This is a genomic window from Janthinobacterium sp. PSPC3-1 (genome assembly GCF_049896105.1).
Taxonomy (GTDB): Bacteria; Pseudomonadota; Gammaproteobacteria; order Burkholderiales; family Burkholderiaceae_D; genus Janthinobacterium.
On the sequence record NZ_JAFCTQ010000042.1, the window covers coordinates 1 to 14,057 of the forward strand.

Below are 14,057 nucleotides of genomic sequence, written 5' to 3' on the forward strand. Positions count from 1 at the left end.
TGAATCGCATCGAGATCCTGTGGAAACAGGCCAAGTACTTCTGGCGCCGTTTCGCCGGGCTGAAAGGAAGTGAGTTGCTGAGCGAGGTGGAATCCTTGATGAAAGGTTTCGGAACTGCATTCACAATAAATTTCGTCTGACTACTTAGCTGGAATCAAAATAATAGAGTATCCGGAATGGACTCTGAAGCCAAAAGAGCAATCGAGGATGGCCGTGGAGATCAAAAAATGAACGTCAAACTGGAACCTTGCCGTGGAAGGATTATGCGATGAGAGATGAGGATTTTGAAGTATTCATAGATGCATTTGGAGAGGCAACACAACGCGTTGAGGTACCTGCGACGAGCATTGAAAAGTGGCGCGGAAAATTGCCTGATCAGCTACTGAGGTACTGGGAGGAAGAAGGATGGTGCGGATACGCAAATGGACTTTTTTGGACAGTCGATCCCGATGAGTATGAAGATTTGCTGGATGAATGGCTGGAAAATACCCAGCTGGAACAGCTTGATGCATTCCATGTCATTGCAAGGTCTGCATTTGGCTATCTTTATGCGTGTGGCGAAAAAACAGGACAAAACGTTACGGTGGCATGTCCACTTAATAAAATATTTGTTCTCCCCAAGGAATTAAAACCGAAAGGAAAAGAAGATTTGAATTTTTCCATTCGTTGTTTTTTTTCCTCGATTGAACCAAAAAGTTTTTACTTTTTGGACGAAGGAGGCCAACCGCTTTTCGAGCGTGCTATCGCCATTCTCGGCCCACTCGCAGCAGACGAAATATTCGGTTTTGAGCCAGCGTTAGTACTTGGTGGAAAAGTGCTACTTGAAAATCTAGCCAAAATAAATCTGGATGTACATCTGACGATCCTCCGACAACTTGCAACGCCAACTTTACCGTTCGAACATATCGATATCGACAAACTGATGGATTCATAAATTATTTTATATTCACACTTATCAACCAGGAATAACATTGATCCATGAAAAAATTTCATACTTCAGATTCCATCAATATGGGAATACTTTGCCTAAATTTTGACGAAGCAAAAAAATTCTACATTGATCATCTTGGATTTTTTGTTACGATGGATAGTATTATTCAGTTTGATTCAGGAACCAGCCGCCGGCTAACAATGGCGCACGAGTACAACAAAAAATTCTCGATAGAATTCATGCATCCGTCAAGCATTGAGCAGGCAACTCGCGTAGGTGCAAAAGGTGGGACAATCAATCTATTCACCTTACCAACGAAAAATATTGGCACGCTCAAGGAACGACTGGAAAAAACTGCTTTTTTCATCGATTACCTAGAGGTGCCCTACGCAAGTTTTTTAAACTTGGAAGATCCTATGGGGAATAATATTTGCCTCTACGAACCGTGCTAAACCAATGCAATAATTACATGAAAATACATCAATAAAAATTATGCATGATAAAAATGAAAAAATTTAAAATTCCAATTTATGCTTTTGATTTTATCAATGGATTGTTGCGCATCAATGGAGATATTGCATTATCGAAAAAAACTACAGCAAACGATGTCAAGAACAGAATTATCAACACATTCCTTATCAAACCCAGAACACCTGAGCCTGGAATTTTTATTTATGATATTAACGGATGGGTAGACGAGCATATGATTGAGTTGATTATTTTAAAAGAAAACTACTCAAAAATAGATTATATAATGATGTACTATTTTGAAAATAATTCTGTCGGCAACGGCATCAGTGAGTCATCGCTCGTCAAAAAAATTCAAAAACAGTGTGGTAGTCCCGGAAAAATTAAAGGGCTATCAGAAATAGTATTCCAATTCCCATGGGGAAGCATAGTCGTAGAGCATGATATAAAAGTATCTTCCTCATGCATAATCTTGCAGTACAAAAAAAATACCCCGAGGATCAACTCATCATGTCGAGAAAAAATGATACTTCAAAGCCATTAGTCAATATCGATAATTCCATCGATGTACAGAAAGAATAATAGAATTCATAAAAAAATAGCGATTGTTTCTTTCCAAAATCGAGTGAGATAGGATGGCTTATTTTATTGAAGAGACTACCCGAAAAATTAAAAATCTATCTCTTGGATGAAATTACTTTGGGAAATTCATTGATCACATTGAATTACTCAGACTGGCCAGAAAAGGGGAGCGTTGTAGCACTACTGCGTAACAAGTTCAGAACGACGGAATTCGAAAAGGATTTACATTTCAGAGAGTTGAATGATCCGCATTATTGCAAGGAAGAAATTTCATATGTTGAAGATAACGTTACGCATCTGATTATCAATTAGGTCACATCAAGAACGGGCCAAGATTTGACTTGCCCAGCGCCCTGCCCGATACTTGCCGCTGTCTCCAAGCTCCCACCCTGAGCAACACAGCACCAGCACCTCTCACCACCATGTCCTACTTCACCGCTCCCGCCTCCTACATCGGCCGCTTCGCCCCCTCCCCCTCCGGTCCCCTGCACATGGGCTCGCTGGTGGCCGCCATGGCCAGCTATCTTGATGCCAAGGTGCATCAAGGCACGTGGCTGCTGCGCATCGAGGACCTGGACTATGACCGCAATGTGGATGGTGCCGATGCGGCCATCCTGGCGTCCCTGCAGCGCTGCGGCATGGCGTGGGATGGCGAGGCGACTTGGCAGAGCCGGCGGCTGCCGTTGTATGAGGCGGCTTTGACGCGGCTGCAGGGTGACGGTCTGGTGTATGCCTGCGGCTGTTCGCGCAAGGAGATACAGGATTCGGTGCTGCAGGCGGGCGTGGCCAGGAATGGCGCGGCGGTGTATCCGGGTACTTGCCGCCATGGCCTGGCGCCGGGCAAGGAAGCCCGCGGGCTGCGACTACGGGTGCCCGATGGCGATGCGGCTGTGTACGGCTTTGTGGACCGCTGGCATGGCGAGGTGCGGCAGGACTTGGCCAGCGAGGTGGGCGATTTTATCGTGCTGCGTGGCGATGGCTATTGGGCGTATCAACTGGCGGTGGTGGTCGATGACGGCGAACAGGGCATCACCGATATCGTGCGCGGGGCGGATTTGCTCGATTCGACGCCGCGCCAGCTGTATCTGCAGGACGTCTTGAACTTGCCGCATCCACGATTTTTGCATGTGCCTGTTGTCAATAATGCGCTGGGCGAAAAACTGTCGAAGCAAACGGGGGCACTGGCCTTCGATACGGGCACGCCGGCGCAAGAGTTGCTCGCGTCGGCCCTGCTGCCGGCTGCGCGCTTCCTGGGTCTCGATGTGCAGACCGGCAGCCTCGATGACTTCTGGCGGCGGGCAATACCGGCCTGGGCGCGGCGACTTTCCGAGCAACCATAAAAAAACCCGCCGCGGCGCAAACCGTAGCGGGTTCAAGGCAGGCGCCAGCACGAGGCCGGCGCCTGAAATCGGCAATTAGAAGTTGCCTTTGAACTGAACGCCAAACTGGCGTGGCTCGTTGATGAAGCCGGTCAGGTTGTTGAAGTCGATGGCACCGGTCACGCGCTTGGTGTCGGTAATGTTGCGGCCGAATGCAGCCACTTCGTACTTGCCGTCTTGCCAGATGTAACCTGCGCGCAAGCCGCCTTCGACCAGAGCCTTGCCGGTGAACTCGGTCGACTCATACAGGAAGAAGTTGATCTTGCTGCGGTAGGACCAGTCGGTGTAGACATAGAACTCGCCGTTTTCCATCGGGATCGAATAGCGGCCGGTGGCGGTCACAGTCCACTTCGGTGCTTGCGGCAACGCATTGCCGTTGATGATGGCGTTGCCGGCGGCATTCTTCGGATCGGTCACGATGCAGCTGCGGCAGGTGGCCACCGACAGGGTCGGATCGTCGATCTCCGTGAAGTTGTAACTGCCGCCCAAGGACATTTTGAGGCTAGGCGTGACAAAACCTTCCAGTTCCAGCTCGGCGCCGCGGCCGTTGGTCTTGGCGGCGTTGATCAGGCGCGTGACGTTCGAGTTACCACCCACTACCGTCAGTTGCTGGTTCTTGACCTGGTAGTCATACACGCTAAAAGCAACGCGGGCGCGGCGCTCGAACAGGTCGGCCTTGACGCCGGCTTCATACGAGGTGATGGTTTCGGCATCGGCCACGGTGACCGGCACGCTGGAGCTTGCCGGAGCAATACTTGGCGCACGGAAACCGGTAGCGACACGGCCGTAGAAGCTCACGTCCTTGGTGTACTTGTAGGTGCCGCTCAGGTCCCAGTTGAATTTCGATTTGCTGACATCGGCGCTGGTCGGATTGACTTGCACCACGCGGTCGGCCACCACGGTATCGAAATCTTTCTTGTCTTTCGTGTAGCGCAGGCCGGCGCGCAGCATGAAGGCGTCGTTGACAGCGTAGTTGACCGAACCGAAGGTGGCCCAGGCGGTGTTTTTCTGGCGGCTGGCCAGATGCGAAGCGAGCACGTGGGTATTGGTGTCGAAGGTATCGGAGAAACCGTTGGCGTCTTCATTGAAGTAGTACACGCCTGCCTGCCAGTTCAGCGGACCGGCATTTTTCGATTCGGCGCGGAATTCTTGCGAGTACTGTTTCACGCTGCTGATGCCGCCGGCGGTTTCCACATTGAATGGAATCGCCGGGGTCATGCCTGGCGCGCCGCCGTCGATATCGCCGTGCGACAGGTAGCTGCCGACATGTTCGAAACCGGTGATCGAATACAGTTTCACGCCGTCCAGGTCCCAGCTCAGGCGGGCGCTGGCGCCATTGGTGCGCAGGTTCTGGAAGTTCGGTGCGTTGGTGAACGATTTGTTCGGATCGAAGCCGTCGACCAGGTCATTGCTGCCAGGACGGATGGCGTTGGCGTAGAACACGCGCGCGCTGCCGGTGGTGTTGCGCTGGTGTACGTTGAACAGGGCGTTGAAGGTGGTGTTCGGCGCATACAGCACTTGCACGCGTTCGGCGTGTTCGTTGTAGCCGTCCAGCGCATCTTTCTGGCCGGTAAAGGTGTTGTCGACGTAGTCGTCGCGGTGCTGGCGCAGGGTCGAGAAACGCATCGCCCACTCTTTGCTCAATGGCACGTTGACGGCGCCTTCGGCATTGATGGTGTTGTGGGTGGCGATCGAACCGCTGTAATAGCCTTCGACCTTGTCCAGGCTCGGCTTGGCCGATTCGAACTTGACCACGCCGGCAGGGGTGTTGCGGCCGAACAGCGTGCCTTGCGGGCCGCGCAGCACTTCCACGTTGGCCACGTCGAAGATCGGGTAACCCTTCAGGATCGGGTTTTCTTGCACGACATCGTCGTAAATCAGGGAAACAGGTTGCGATGCAAAAATGTTGAAGTCGGTATTGCCGTAGCCGCGGATGTAGAAGCGCGGGAAGGTACGGCCGTTCGACGATTCCACGTTCAGGCTAGGCACTTTGCCGGCCAGCATGCGGATATCCTGGCCGCCGGAGACGATGACGTCCAGCTTTTGGGCGGTCAGCATCGATACGGAGACTGGTACGTCGCGGATGTTTTCCTTGCGGCGCTGGGCCGTGACGGTCACGGTTTCAAGCTGGCTGGCGGCAGGCGCTGCATCTGCGGCGGCCTCGTCAGCGTAGGCCGTGCCGATAGGCAAGGCTGCGGTAAGGGCAAGCATGGCGGCGCTTTTGGCGCACAAACGCTTGTGCATCTTGGACATTTTGATCATGAAGAGTTCCCCAGAAGTTAAAAAGTAATGCGAAGAATGGCTGTCTCCGGTATTTCTTCTTGCGGCGCTGTGCATACGCCTGCACCTTTCTGGTGCGGCAGCGCGAGCGGATGTCCCTCCGCTCCTGGCGTCGCTGGCTCCGTCCCTGCTGCCCCATTGCCGGCAGCGGTCATGGCCGCATCGTCTCGATATCTCGCAGACGCCAACTTTAAAAACAAGGCGCCAATTTAATTCAAGCCCGTCTTTGGCCGCAAGAATATTGTTGCTACGCACAATCATTCATCCAAAGAAGCACCTCGATAGTGGTTATTCAGCCACAAAGCCCGCTGTTTTGTGGTTTTCATGGTGGTTTTCATACTTCTCAAAAGAGCCATGAAAAAACGCGATAAGGCTGCAAGCGGAAATGCCCGCGCCAGCAAATGCCTGTAATATCGCAACAATTGCAAGCTCTGCCCTGCCCCATACCGGTGCAGCCGCAGCCCGCGTACCATAGCCGACCGTGTCCATGCCCGAACCCCGCCCGAACCCGCCTGCCAGTATCGCCAGCCATGCGGCACCGTCCCTGTTCGATCTCACGCCGGACCTGGTCTTCACCATCGGCGTCGATGACACTTTGAGCGGCCTGAACCCCAGCGCGCGGCGCCTGCTGCATGGCAACAGATGGGACCGGCTGTGGATACCCAGCGACAATATCGCCGCCGATACCGCACTGCAGACGGCGCGCCGCGATGGCCAGGCGCAGTGCGACGCCACCCTGATCGGCGGCGCCACCGGCAACGGCTGGCAAGTGCTGCTGCATCGTTTGCCGCCCGATGGCTTATCCGGGCAGCAGGTGCTGGCCATCTGCCGCGACATCAGCGCACGCCTGGAAGCGGCGCGCCAGCTGGCCGACAACGCCCTGCGCGCGCGCACCCTGCTGGGCGCCCATTGCGACATTGCCTGGAGTACCAGTACCGCCGGCAACTTTGACGCCGACCAGCCCGCATGGCGCGCCTACACGGGCCAGAGCACGGCTGAACTGATGGGCAAGGGCTGGCTCAATGCCGTGCATCCCGACGACCGCGCCATCGCCGACGCCGCCTACCCACACCCTTCGGACGTGCGCACCACCGAATACCGCCTGCGCCATGCGGACGGCGGCTACCGCAACGTCGTCGCACGCATGCTGCCCGTATATGGCCCTGACGGCGCCGTCAGCGTATGGGTCGGTTCGCATACCGACGTGACTGCCACGCGGCAGGCGGAACAGCGCCTGCGGCTGGCCATGCAGGGTGGACGCATGGGCACCTGGGATATCGACCTGGGCAGCGGCAGCATGCAGTGTTCGGCCACCTGCATGACCAATTTCGGTTTTGCCCAAGGAGAAGGCGTCGACTATCAGCGGCTGAGTGCGGCCATGCTCGAGTCCGACCGCCTGCGCTGGCGCGCGGCGGTGCACGAAGCGATCACCAGCGCCAGCGATGTCGAGGTGGAAGTACGCGTGCGCTGGCCCGACGGCTCGCTGCATTGGGCGCATATGCGCGGCGCCTGCACCTGCGATGCGGCCGGCAATGTGATCGGCCTGTCGGGCATCTCGCTGGATATCACCGCCAGCAAGCACAACGAAGAAACCTTGCGCATGACCCTGGCTGCCGGCGACGTGGCCACCTGGAACTGGGATATCGTGGCCGACAAGGTGACGGTCGACAGCAATATGGCGCGCCTGTTTCCCGTCGATACCAGCAGCTCCGGTCCCGCGCCGCTGGCACGCTATGTGGACGTGATCCATCCCGACGACCGCGAGCGGGTCGGCAGGCAGATCGAGCAGGCGCTGCAATCGCAGCAGCCGTTCGAATCGCGCTACCGCGTGCGTGCCCTGGATGGTCAGTACCACTCGGTGCTGGCGCGCGGCCGTGCCGAATATGGCGCCGATGGCACGCCCTTGCAGTTGCCCGGCGTCATCCTCGACATCACGCGCCAGAGCCAGGTGGAAGACGCGCTGTCCAGCAGCGAAGAGCGCTACAGCACCTTGATCGAGCTGATGGACCAGGCCTTTTGCGTGATTGAAATGCTGTACGACGATGAGGGCAAGCCAGTCGATTTCCGCTACCTGGAAGCGAACCCTGCCTTCGTCAAGCAGTCGGGGCTGGAGAACGCGATCGGCAAGACCATCCGCAGCTTCGTGCCCGAGCACGACCAGCACTGGTTCGACTTTTACGACCAGGTGCTCAAGACCGGCCACCCGATGCGGTACGAAGACGAGGCGCACGCCATGGAGCGCTGGTTCGAGATCTTCGCGGCGCGCCTGGGCGAGCCGGGCAGCACCAGGCTGACGGTGTTGTTTACCGATATCAGCGAGCGCAAACGTGCCGAGAAACAACTGCGCCAGCTGGCCGACGACCTGTCGGAGATGGACCGGCGCAAGACCGAATTCCTGGCCACCCTGGCGCATGAATTGCGCAATCCGCTGGCACCGATCCGCAACGGCCTGCAGATCATGCGCCTGGCGGCCGACAAGCCGGCCACGGTGGCGCGCGTGCGCGACGTGATGGAGCGGCAGGTCAACCAGATGGTGCACCTGGTCAATGACCTGCTGGACGTGGCGCGCATCACGCGCGGACAGATCGAACTCAAGCTGGAACGCACGGATCTGAAGACCATTATCGCCAGCGCGGTGGAAACCAGCATGCCGCTGATCGAAGCCAACCAGCATCAATTGCAGGTGAATATCGATGAGCAGGCCTTGCCGCTCGACGCCGACCCGACACGCCTGGCGCAGGTGGTCGGCAACCTGCTCAACAACGCCGCCAAGTATACGCCGGCCAAAGGCCAGATCGTATTGACGGCGCGCCGCACCGGCGACGACGCGCACATCGACGTACGCGACAGCGGCGTGGGCATACCGGCCGCCTCCTTGTCCACCGTGTTCGACATGTTCACCCAGGTGGGCCAGAACATGGGCCGCGCGCAAGGCGGGCTGGGCATCGGCTTGTCGCTGGTGCGGCGCCTGGCTGAGTTGCACGGCGGCAGCGCCAGCGCGGCCAGTGCCGGCACCGGCCTGGGCAGCACTTTTACGGTACGCCTGCCGCTGGCGGCGCCAGCACCGGCGGCCAGGGACGACGACACGCCGCAGTCATTGCCAGCAGCGACCGTGCCGTTTCGCGTGCTGGTGGTGGACGACAATGTCGACGCCGCCGACACCCTCGCCGCCGTGCTCGACATCATGGGCCACACCACGCAGGTGGTACACGATGGCGCCCAGGCGCTGGCCGTGGTGCCGCAATTCCTGCCCGAGGTGGTGTTTCTCGACATCGGCCTGCCCGGCATGAACGGCCATGACGTCGCGCGCGCCCTGCGCCGGACGCCAGCCGGCGCGCACGCCGTGCTGATCGCCCTCACGGGCTGGGGCGCAGAGGACGACCGCAGCCAGTCCAGCGCGGCCGGCTTCGACCATCACCTGACCAAACCGGCCAATCTGCACGCCATCGGCGAATTGCTGGCCACCGTATCCACCCATCAAAAGAAGACCGACCATGTCTGAAGAACTCAATCATTCCCGCCGCCAGGTGCTGATCCTGGCCGGCGCCGCCCTGCTGTGCCCGGCAGCGCTATTGCATGCCGCGCCCAACGCCACCACGGCGGCGGACGCCCAGGCGCAACTGGCGGCACTGGAACAGGCCGCCGGCGGGCGCCTGGGCGTGTCTGCCCTGCACACCGGCAGTGGCGCGCGCATCGCCCACCGCGCCGACGAACGCTTTCCCATGTGCAGCACGTTCAAATCCATGCTGGCGGCGGCGGTGCTGGCGCGCAGCACCAGCGACCCGCACTTGATGAACAAGCTGGTGCGCTATGAAGCCAGGGAACTGGTCACTTATTCGCCGGTCACGGAACAACATGTGGCCACCGGCATGCGCGTGGCCGAGCTGTGCGCCGCCACCTTGCAAACCAGCGACAACAGCGCGGCAAACTTCCTGATGAAAATATTGGGTGGCCCGCAGGCGGTAACGGCCTATGCGCGCAGCATCGGCAATGAGGTATTCCAGCTGGAACGCTGGGAAACCGAACTCAATAGCGCCATCCCGGGCGAAGTGCGCGACACCACCAGCCCGGCGGCCACCGTGCACAGCCTGGACGGCCTGCTGCTGCGCACCAGTTTGCCGGCAGCGCAACGCCAGCAGCTCGACACTTGGATGCGCGGCAACACCACCGGCGACAAGCGCATCCGTGCCGGCGTGCCTGCCGGCTGGAGCGTGGCCGACAAGACCGGTTCGGGCGCCTACGGCAGCGTCAACGATATCGGCGTCGCCTACCCCTCCGGCGACGCGACAGCGCCGCTGGTGATCGCCATCTACTACACGCGTGAACAAAAGAACGCGCCGACCAACCAGGACATCATCACGGCCGCGACCCGTATCGTGGTGGCGGCGCTGGGCTGATCAGCCTTGCGGTAGTGCTGCCATGAAGCCGGCGTAGGTCGACCATGCCGGGTCGGCCGCGCTGCGGATTTCAATCGGGAACTTCGGCCGCGGCGCCAGCGCCGTATTGAGGCGGTTGAAAAATTCCTCGCCCGACTGCGTGTAATAAATCCATTCGCGCAGGTTTTCGCCGGTCGACACCAGCGCCAGGGTGGCAAAGCCCTCTTCCTCGACCACCGGCGCCAGCGCCGCTTCCAGCTCTTCCATGTGCTCGCGCTCGTTCGGCGACGGCATGCCGGTCTCGTCTTCATAGCGCCAGGCGATGATGATGCGGTCCGGCTGCGACGACAGGTCCCAGTCGTCATGGAAGGTGTCGACATAGCGGTAGATGATGGCCATCTCGTCGCTATGGGTAACGACGGTGCCCCAGCTGCGGGCGGAAGTGGATTGTTGATTCATGGCGGCATTCCGAGAGAAGAAAACAAGAGGCGCAGTCTACAGCCAGGCGGCAGCGATGTCGACCTGGTCAGTGCGGAAGCAGACCCCGAATCTCGCCCAACTTAACGGTTGGCCACGATGAACAGGCGCGGAAAGGGCAGCAGCACCGTGCCGTCGGCCAGGGCGGGATACGCCTTGGCGATTGCTTCCTCGTAGCGCTGCAAAAAGGCCGCCTGTTGCGCATCGTCCAGCGGCGCCAGATATGGCTGCAGGGCGCTGCCCTTGAACCACTCCACCACCGCCGAGGCACCGGCCAGCGGATGATAATACGTTGTGCGCCAGACATCAACGTGTTTGCAATGGGGCTGCAAGATCGCATAATAATCGCTGGCGCCATGGCGCGGATTGTGCCGGATCGCGCCGATCGTGGCCGACCAGGGCCCGTCCGCCGCCACTTCACGCGCCAGCCGGTGGGCTGGTTCGTCGAGGTTGTCCGGGGTCTGGATCGCCAGGCAGCCGCCGGGTGCGAGCTGGGCCGCCAGGTGCGGATACAGCGTGGCGTGGTCGGGCAACCATTGCAGCGAGGCGTTGGCCAGGATCACATCGACCTTGCCAGCCGGTGGCGCGTTCCAGGCCGCGATATCGGCAACCGCGAAATCGAGCGCCGGCAAACGCTTGCGCGCCGCCGCGACCATGTCTGCGGAACTGTCCAGGCCGCTGATGACTGCCTCGGGGAAACGATGGCGCAGCACTTCGGTCGAATTGCCGGGACCGCAACCGAGATCGACCGCCAGGTGGACTTCGCGCTGCGCGATGGCAGCCACCAGGTCGCGCACCGGGCGGGTACGTTCATTTTCAAATTCCGAGTATTGCTTTGCCGACCAAGTCATCCTGAGCTCCTGTTGATAGGTGATGAAGCCATTATCGTTTCAATTCGTGCTTCCGGGAAAATCGTGCCGAACGGCAGCTACAGCACCGGCGGACAAGTCACCGTCCAGGCGTCATATTGCTGGCCGCTCCTGCGCAGCCAGACGCGGGCGTAACTGTTGCGGTCGCTTCTGAACACCAGCGCATACTGCTCCTGCGCCTGCGGCCGCGAGGCCCCCACATCGACCGCCGCCAGGCTGAAATTCAAGGCCCGCAGCGGCGCACATTCGGTATTACCGGCCATCAGCAGACGTGCCCGCGCCAGCAACGGTTTCTGGTACAGCAACACGCCTTCCAGTTCCGCATCGGGCACGCGCTGCAGCAAGCGCACCGGCTCGGCCACCGGCCGGCAGGCGCCACGGTCCAGCCAGGCGTAATAGAGCTGCCCGCTCTCTTTCCACTTGGCCTGCTTGCCCGACCCCTGCAATACAAAGCTGGTGCGATGCGTGCGGCACAATGCGCCCTGGCCCCGGTGCGGCGGCGCTTCCGTGGTGGCGCTGACGGTCCAGCCGCGTCCGGAGGCATCGCGCGTGACATCGAACAGCATGCGCGCGGCTTTTTCACCGGGATGCGCCAGGGAATAAAAGGTCTCGAACGACTGGCGTTCCTCGCTGCTTGCCGCGCGGGTCGGCGGCGCGGCGGGCTCGGCAGCGCTGGCGGAAACGCCATAGGCCAGCCAGGCCAGCAGCGCCAGCGGACGCAGGGAAATAACTTGCATGCAATTCCTTGAGAGGTCGGTCGGGGAATTATAGATGAGCGGCAGGTGGATCAGGTGGAACTCAGGTGTCACCATAAGTGGCGCCACCGGCAATCAGCGTCGCGCCGCAACTGGTGCGGTCGCCTTCGAACGCCACCGCAATGCCATTGATGGTGTGGCGTTCGCTACCGCTGGAAATGGTGCAGCCGTTATGACCCTTGACCGGGCAACTGCACAGGTCGCCGACACAGGCCACCGCAATCCCGCCCACCGTGAAATGGCTGGCGGCGCAGGACACCACCTTGCCGCCGTGCGTGGTCGCGTCGCCCATACGAATGACTTTGCGCATGATTCCCCTCCTATTTCGTTGCCTGGTCTTCCAGCAGGGATTCCACCGATGGGGCCGCATAGTTGGCAGGGTCGACGGACGGCGTGACCCGGCTGCGGAAGATCTCGCGCGGCGCCTGCTCCTCGCGCACGGCGTCCGTCGGCGGCGTAATAAAGATGATGCTGGCCTCATCGCGGTCGCGCAGGTTGATGGCCGCGCTGGCGCCGCCGTCGCGGTAGCTGCCCATCACGCCGATGGCCATCTGCACGAAAAAGGTGGCCGCGCCCGTATTGCCCAGGCGATGGTCGGTGTTGACGAACTGCGCCGACTTGCTGCTGTCGAGCTCCGGGCCGCCCTGCTCCGCATACGCGTGCAGCATGCCTTCGAGCATCAATTGCTGCGCCGGCTGCTTGCCGGTGGCGGCGATAATGCGCGCCGCTCCCTTGCTGCGCTCGGCTTCCGGCAAGGTCTGCAGCGCTTCCTGCCAGCCCGCGTTGAAGATCTTCTGCCGCTCGTCACGGCGCGTCACCGGCTTGCCGTTCTCATCCTTGAATTTGACGAACACGGGCCGGTGCACGAAGCCGAACGACGGCAGGCGGTCGAAGGTCGCCATCTGCGCGCGGTTCCACGGTATCGGAAACCACGGCGTCGGTTTCCAGGTTTGCGGCGGATGGTTGATCCACGGGTTGATGGCATTGAACTGGTACAGGCCGGCGCCACGAACATCGGGACGCTGGGCGAATTTGGCGGTAGCGGCAAGCCATTCGGGGACGGTGGGTTGGCGCGGCACAGGGATATTGGACCATCTGGAGTCTGGCGGTGAGGCCAAGGAATTCATTAAATCAAAATACATGGCCCTCAGTTGTTCATTGACGAATTTATTCTCAGGATCGTCCCATACATAGGGCAGCATGGATGCGACTCGCTCCCTGCGCGCCAGGATAAACACGGCGGTGGCGTCTGGCATGTCCGGGATGTAATAGCCATCCTTCAATTTTCTATCTTCACCAGGCTTCCGATTCCCATCACGGGTACCGACACTGTCCTCGGAATGCACCACCACATAAGGCACGTCCGGATGTGCGTCAAAGAACGCAAACACTTCGTTCAACAGATCATCGGGATGCTCGTCAAGCTTCCAGGATGCGGTCGAGAAGAGATGCATGGGTAATCCACCGGTCACAGCGCCTGCTACCAGTCCTGCCATCGGATCAGCCGGACTCGGCTGTTTAGAAAGATCAAGTATGGGCGTGCCGGCATAAAACGATGGCATTCCCCAGCAGATGGGAGTGAAATTGATGCCATTTTCCAGCGCGTCATAGGCCCGGGTGCCGCCTGTCCCATCCTTGTCTGATGCCGTCCACGGATATTTCTTCGGGTCCTGCTCGCGGATAGTTGTGAAAGGACTTCCCTGTTGCAAAGCATCCCAAAGCTTGCCTTGCCGGTACTTGTCGAGTGTGACACCCAGTCCTATCACTTCCAGTACATATTCGCGTTGCACATGCTCACCGGCCGCGGTATTCGCTTCTGCCGACAACTTCTGCGATATCTGCTGACGGGTGTCGCTCTTTGCGGCAGCGCCTATCCATAACACTCCTATAATCAAAACCAGCACTATCGATAAAAACCAGAATAGACGCAGCATCATGAT

Annotated in this window: 13 protein-coding genes; 6 read left to right on the top strand and 7 right to left on the bottom strand. The window is 59.0% G+C overall.

Features of this window, described 5'->3' with window-relative positions:
- Positions 1 to 268 precede the first annotated feature (268 nt).
- The 4 genes from ACP7B7_RS27145 (at position 269) to gluQRS (ending at position 3,321) form a co-directional block, all read left to right on the top strand.
- Positions 269 to 934: a GAD-like domain-containing protein gene (locus ACP7B7_RS27145; RefSeq protein ID WP_308922739.1), complete on the top strand. Its 666-nt coding sequence runs from the start codon at positions 269 to 271 to the stop codon at positions 932 to 934.
- Between the two features lie 44 nt (positions 935 to 978).
- Entirely contained in the window at positions 979 to 1,383 is a 405-nt protein-coding gene (locus ACP7B7_RS27150) for a VOC family protein (RefSeq protein WP_426078787.1), read from the top strand.
- A 53-nt stretch (positions 1,384 to 1,436) separates the two neighbouring features.
- A complete protein-coding gene (locus ACP7B7_RS27155) occupies positions 1,437 to 1,943 on the top strand; it encodes a hypothetical protein (protein ID WP_426078788.1) in 507 nt (168 codons plus the stop codon).
- A 460-nt stretch (positions 1,944 to 2,403) separates the two neighbouring features.
- Positions 2,404 to 3,321, top strand: a complete 918-nt coding sequence (gluQRS, locus tag ACP7B7_RS27160) for a tRNA glutamyl-Q(34) synthetase GluQRS (RefSeq protein WP_426078789.1) — start codon at positions 2,404 to 2,406, stop codon at positions 3,319 to 3,321.
- 75 nt (positions 3,322 to 3,396) lie between these two features.
- Here gluQRS and ACP7B7_RS27165 read toward each other — a convergent pair whose 3' ends face one another.
- Together ACP7B7_RS27165 and ACP7B7_RS27170 are read right to left on the bottom strand one after the other, a co-directional pair.
- Positions 3,397 to 5,622, bottom strand: a complete 2,226-nt coding sequence (locus tag ACP7B7_RS27165; RefSeq protein ID WP_308922743.1) for a TonB-dependent receptor — start codon at positions 5,620 to 5,622, stop codon at positions 3,397 to 3,399.
- Positions 5,623 to 5,928: 306 nt separating this feature from the next.
- Positions 5,929 to 6,129: a hypothetical protein gene (locus tag ACP7B7_RS27170; RefSeq protein ID WP_308922744.1), complete on the bottom strand. Its 201-nt coding sequence runs from the start codon at positions 6,127 to 6,129 to the stop codon at positions 5,929 to 5,931.
- On the opposite strand from ACP7B7_RS27170, the gene ACP7B7_RS27175 reads away from it, so the two are divergent.
- Positions 6,128 to 9,142: a PAS domain-containing protein gene (locus ACP7B7_RS27175; protein WP_308922745.1), complete on the top strand. Its 3,015-nt coding sequence runs from the start codon at positions 6,128 to 6,130 to the stop codon at positions 9,140 to 9,142. The genes ACP7B7_RS27170 and ACP7B7_RS27175 overlap by 2 nt on opposite strands.
- Positions 9,135 to 10,037, top strand: coding sequence for a class A beta-lactamase (gene bla / locus ACP7B7_RS27180; protein ID WP_308922746.1), 903 nt, complete (start codon positions 9,135 to 9,137; stop codon positions 10,035 to 10,037). Before ACP7B7_RS27175 ends, bla begins: the two co-directional genes overlap by 8 nt.
- On the opposite strand, the gene ACP7B7_RS27185 is transcribed toward bla, so the two are convergent.
- The 5 genes from ACP7B7_RS27185 to ACP7B7_RS27205 all read right to left on the bottom strand — a co-directional run bounded on the left by ACP7B7_RS27185 (position 10,038) and on the right by ACP7B7_RS27205 (position 14,054).
- Complete coding sequence (locus ACP7B7_RS27185) at positions 10,038 to 10,475, bottom strand: DUF695 domain-containing protein (protein ID WP_308922747.1); 438 nt, start codon at positions 10,473 to 10,475, stop codon at positions 10,038 to 10,040. It abuts the gene before it with no gap.
- A gap of 101 nt (positions 10,476 to 10,576) precedes the next feature.
- Positions 10,577 to 11,344: a trans-aconitate 2-methyltransferase gene (gene tam, locus ACP7B7_RS27190; protein ID WP_426078790.1), complete on the bottom strand. Its 768-nt coding sequence runs from the start codon at positions 11,342 to 11,344 to the stop codon at positions 10,577 to 10,579.
- 77 nt (positions 11,345 to 11,421) lie between these two features.
- Positions 11,422 to 12,099, bottom strand: coding sequence for a hypothetical protein (locus ACP7B7_RS27195; protein WP_308922749.1), 678 nt, complete (start codon positions 12,097 to 12,099; stop codon positions 11,422 to 11,424).
- Between the two features lie 61 nt (positions 12,100 to 12,160).
- Positions 12,161 to 12,427 (bottom strand): PAAR domain-containing protein, encoded by a 267-nt coding sequence (locus tag ACP7B7_RS27200; RefSeq protein WP_308922750.1) that lies wholly within the window; start codon positions 12,425 to 12,427, stop codon positions 12,161 to 12,163.
- A gap of 10 nt (positions 12,428 to 12,437) precedes the next feature.
- On the bottom strand, positions 12,438 to 14,054 hold the full coding sequence (locus tag ACP7B7_RS27205; protein WP_426078791.1) for a type VI lipase adapter Tla3 domain-containing protein: 1,617 nt from the start codon (positions 14,052 to 14,054) through the stop codon (positions 12,438 to 12,440).
- Positions 14,055 to 14,057 lie beyond the last annotated feature (3 nt).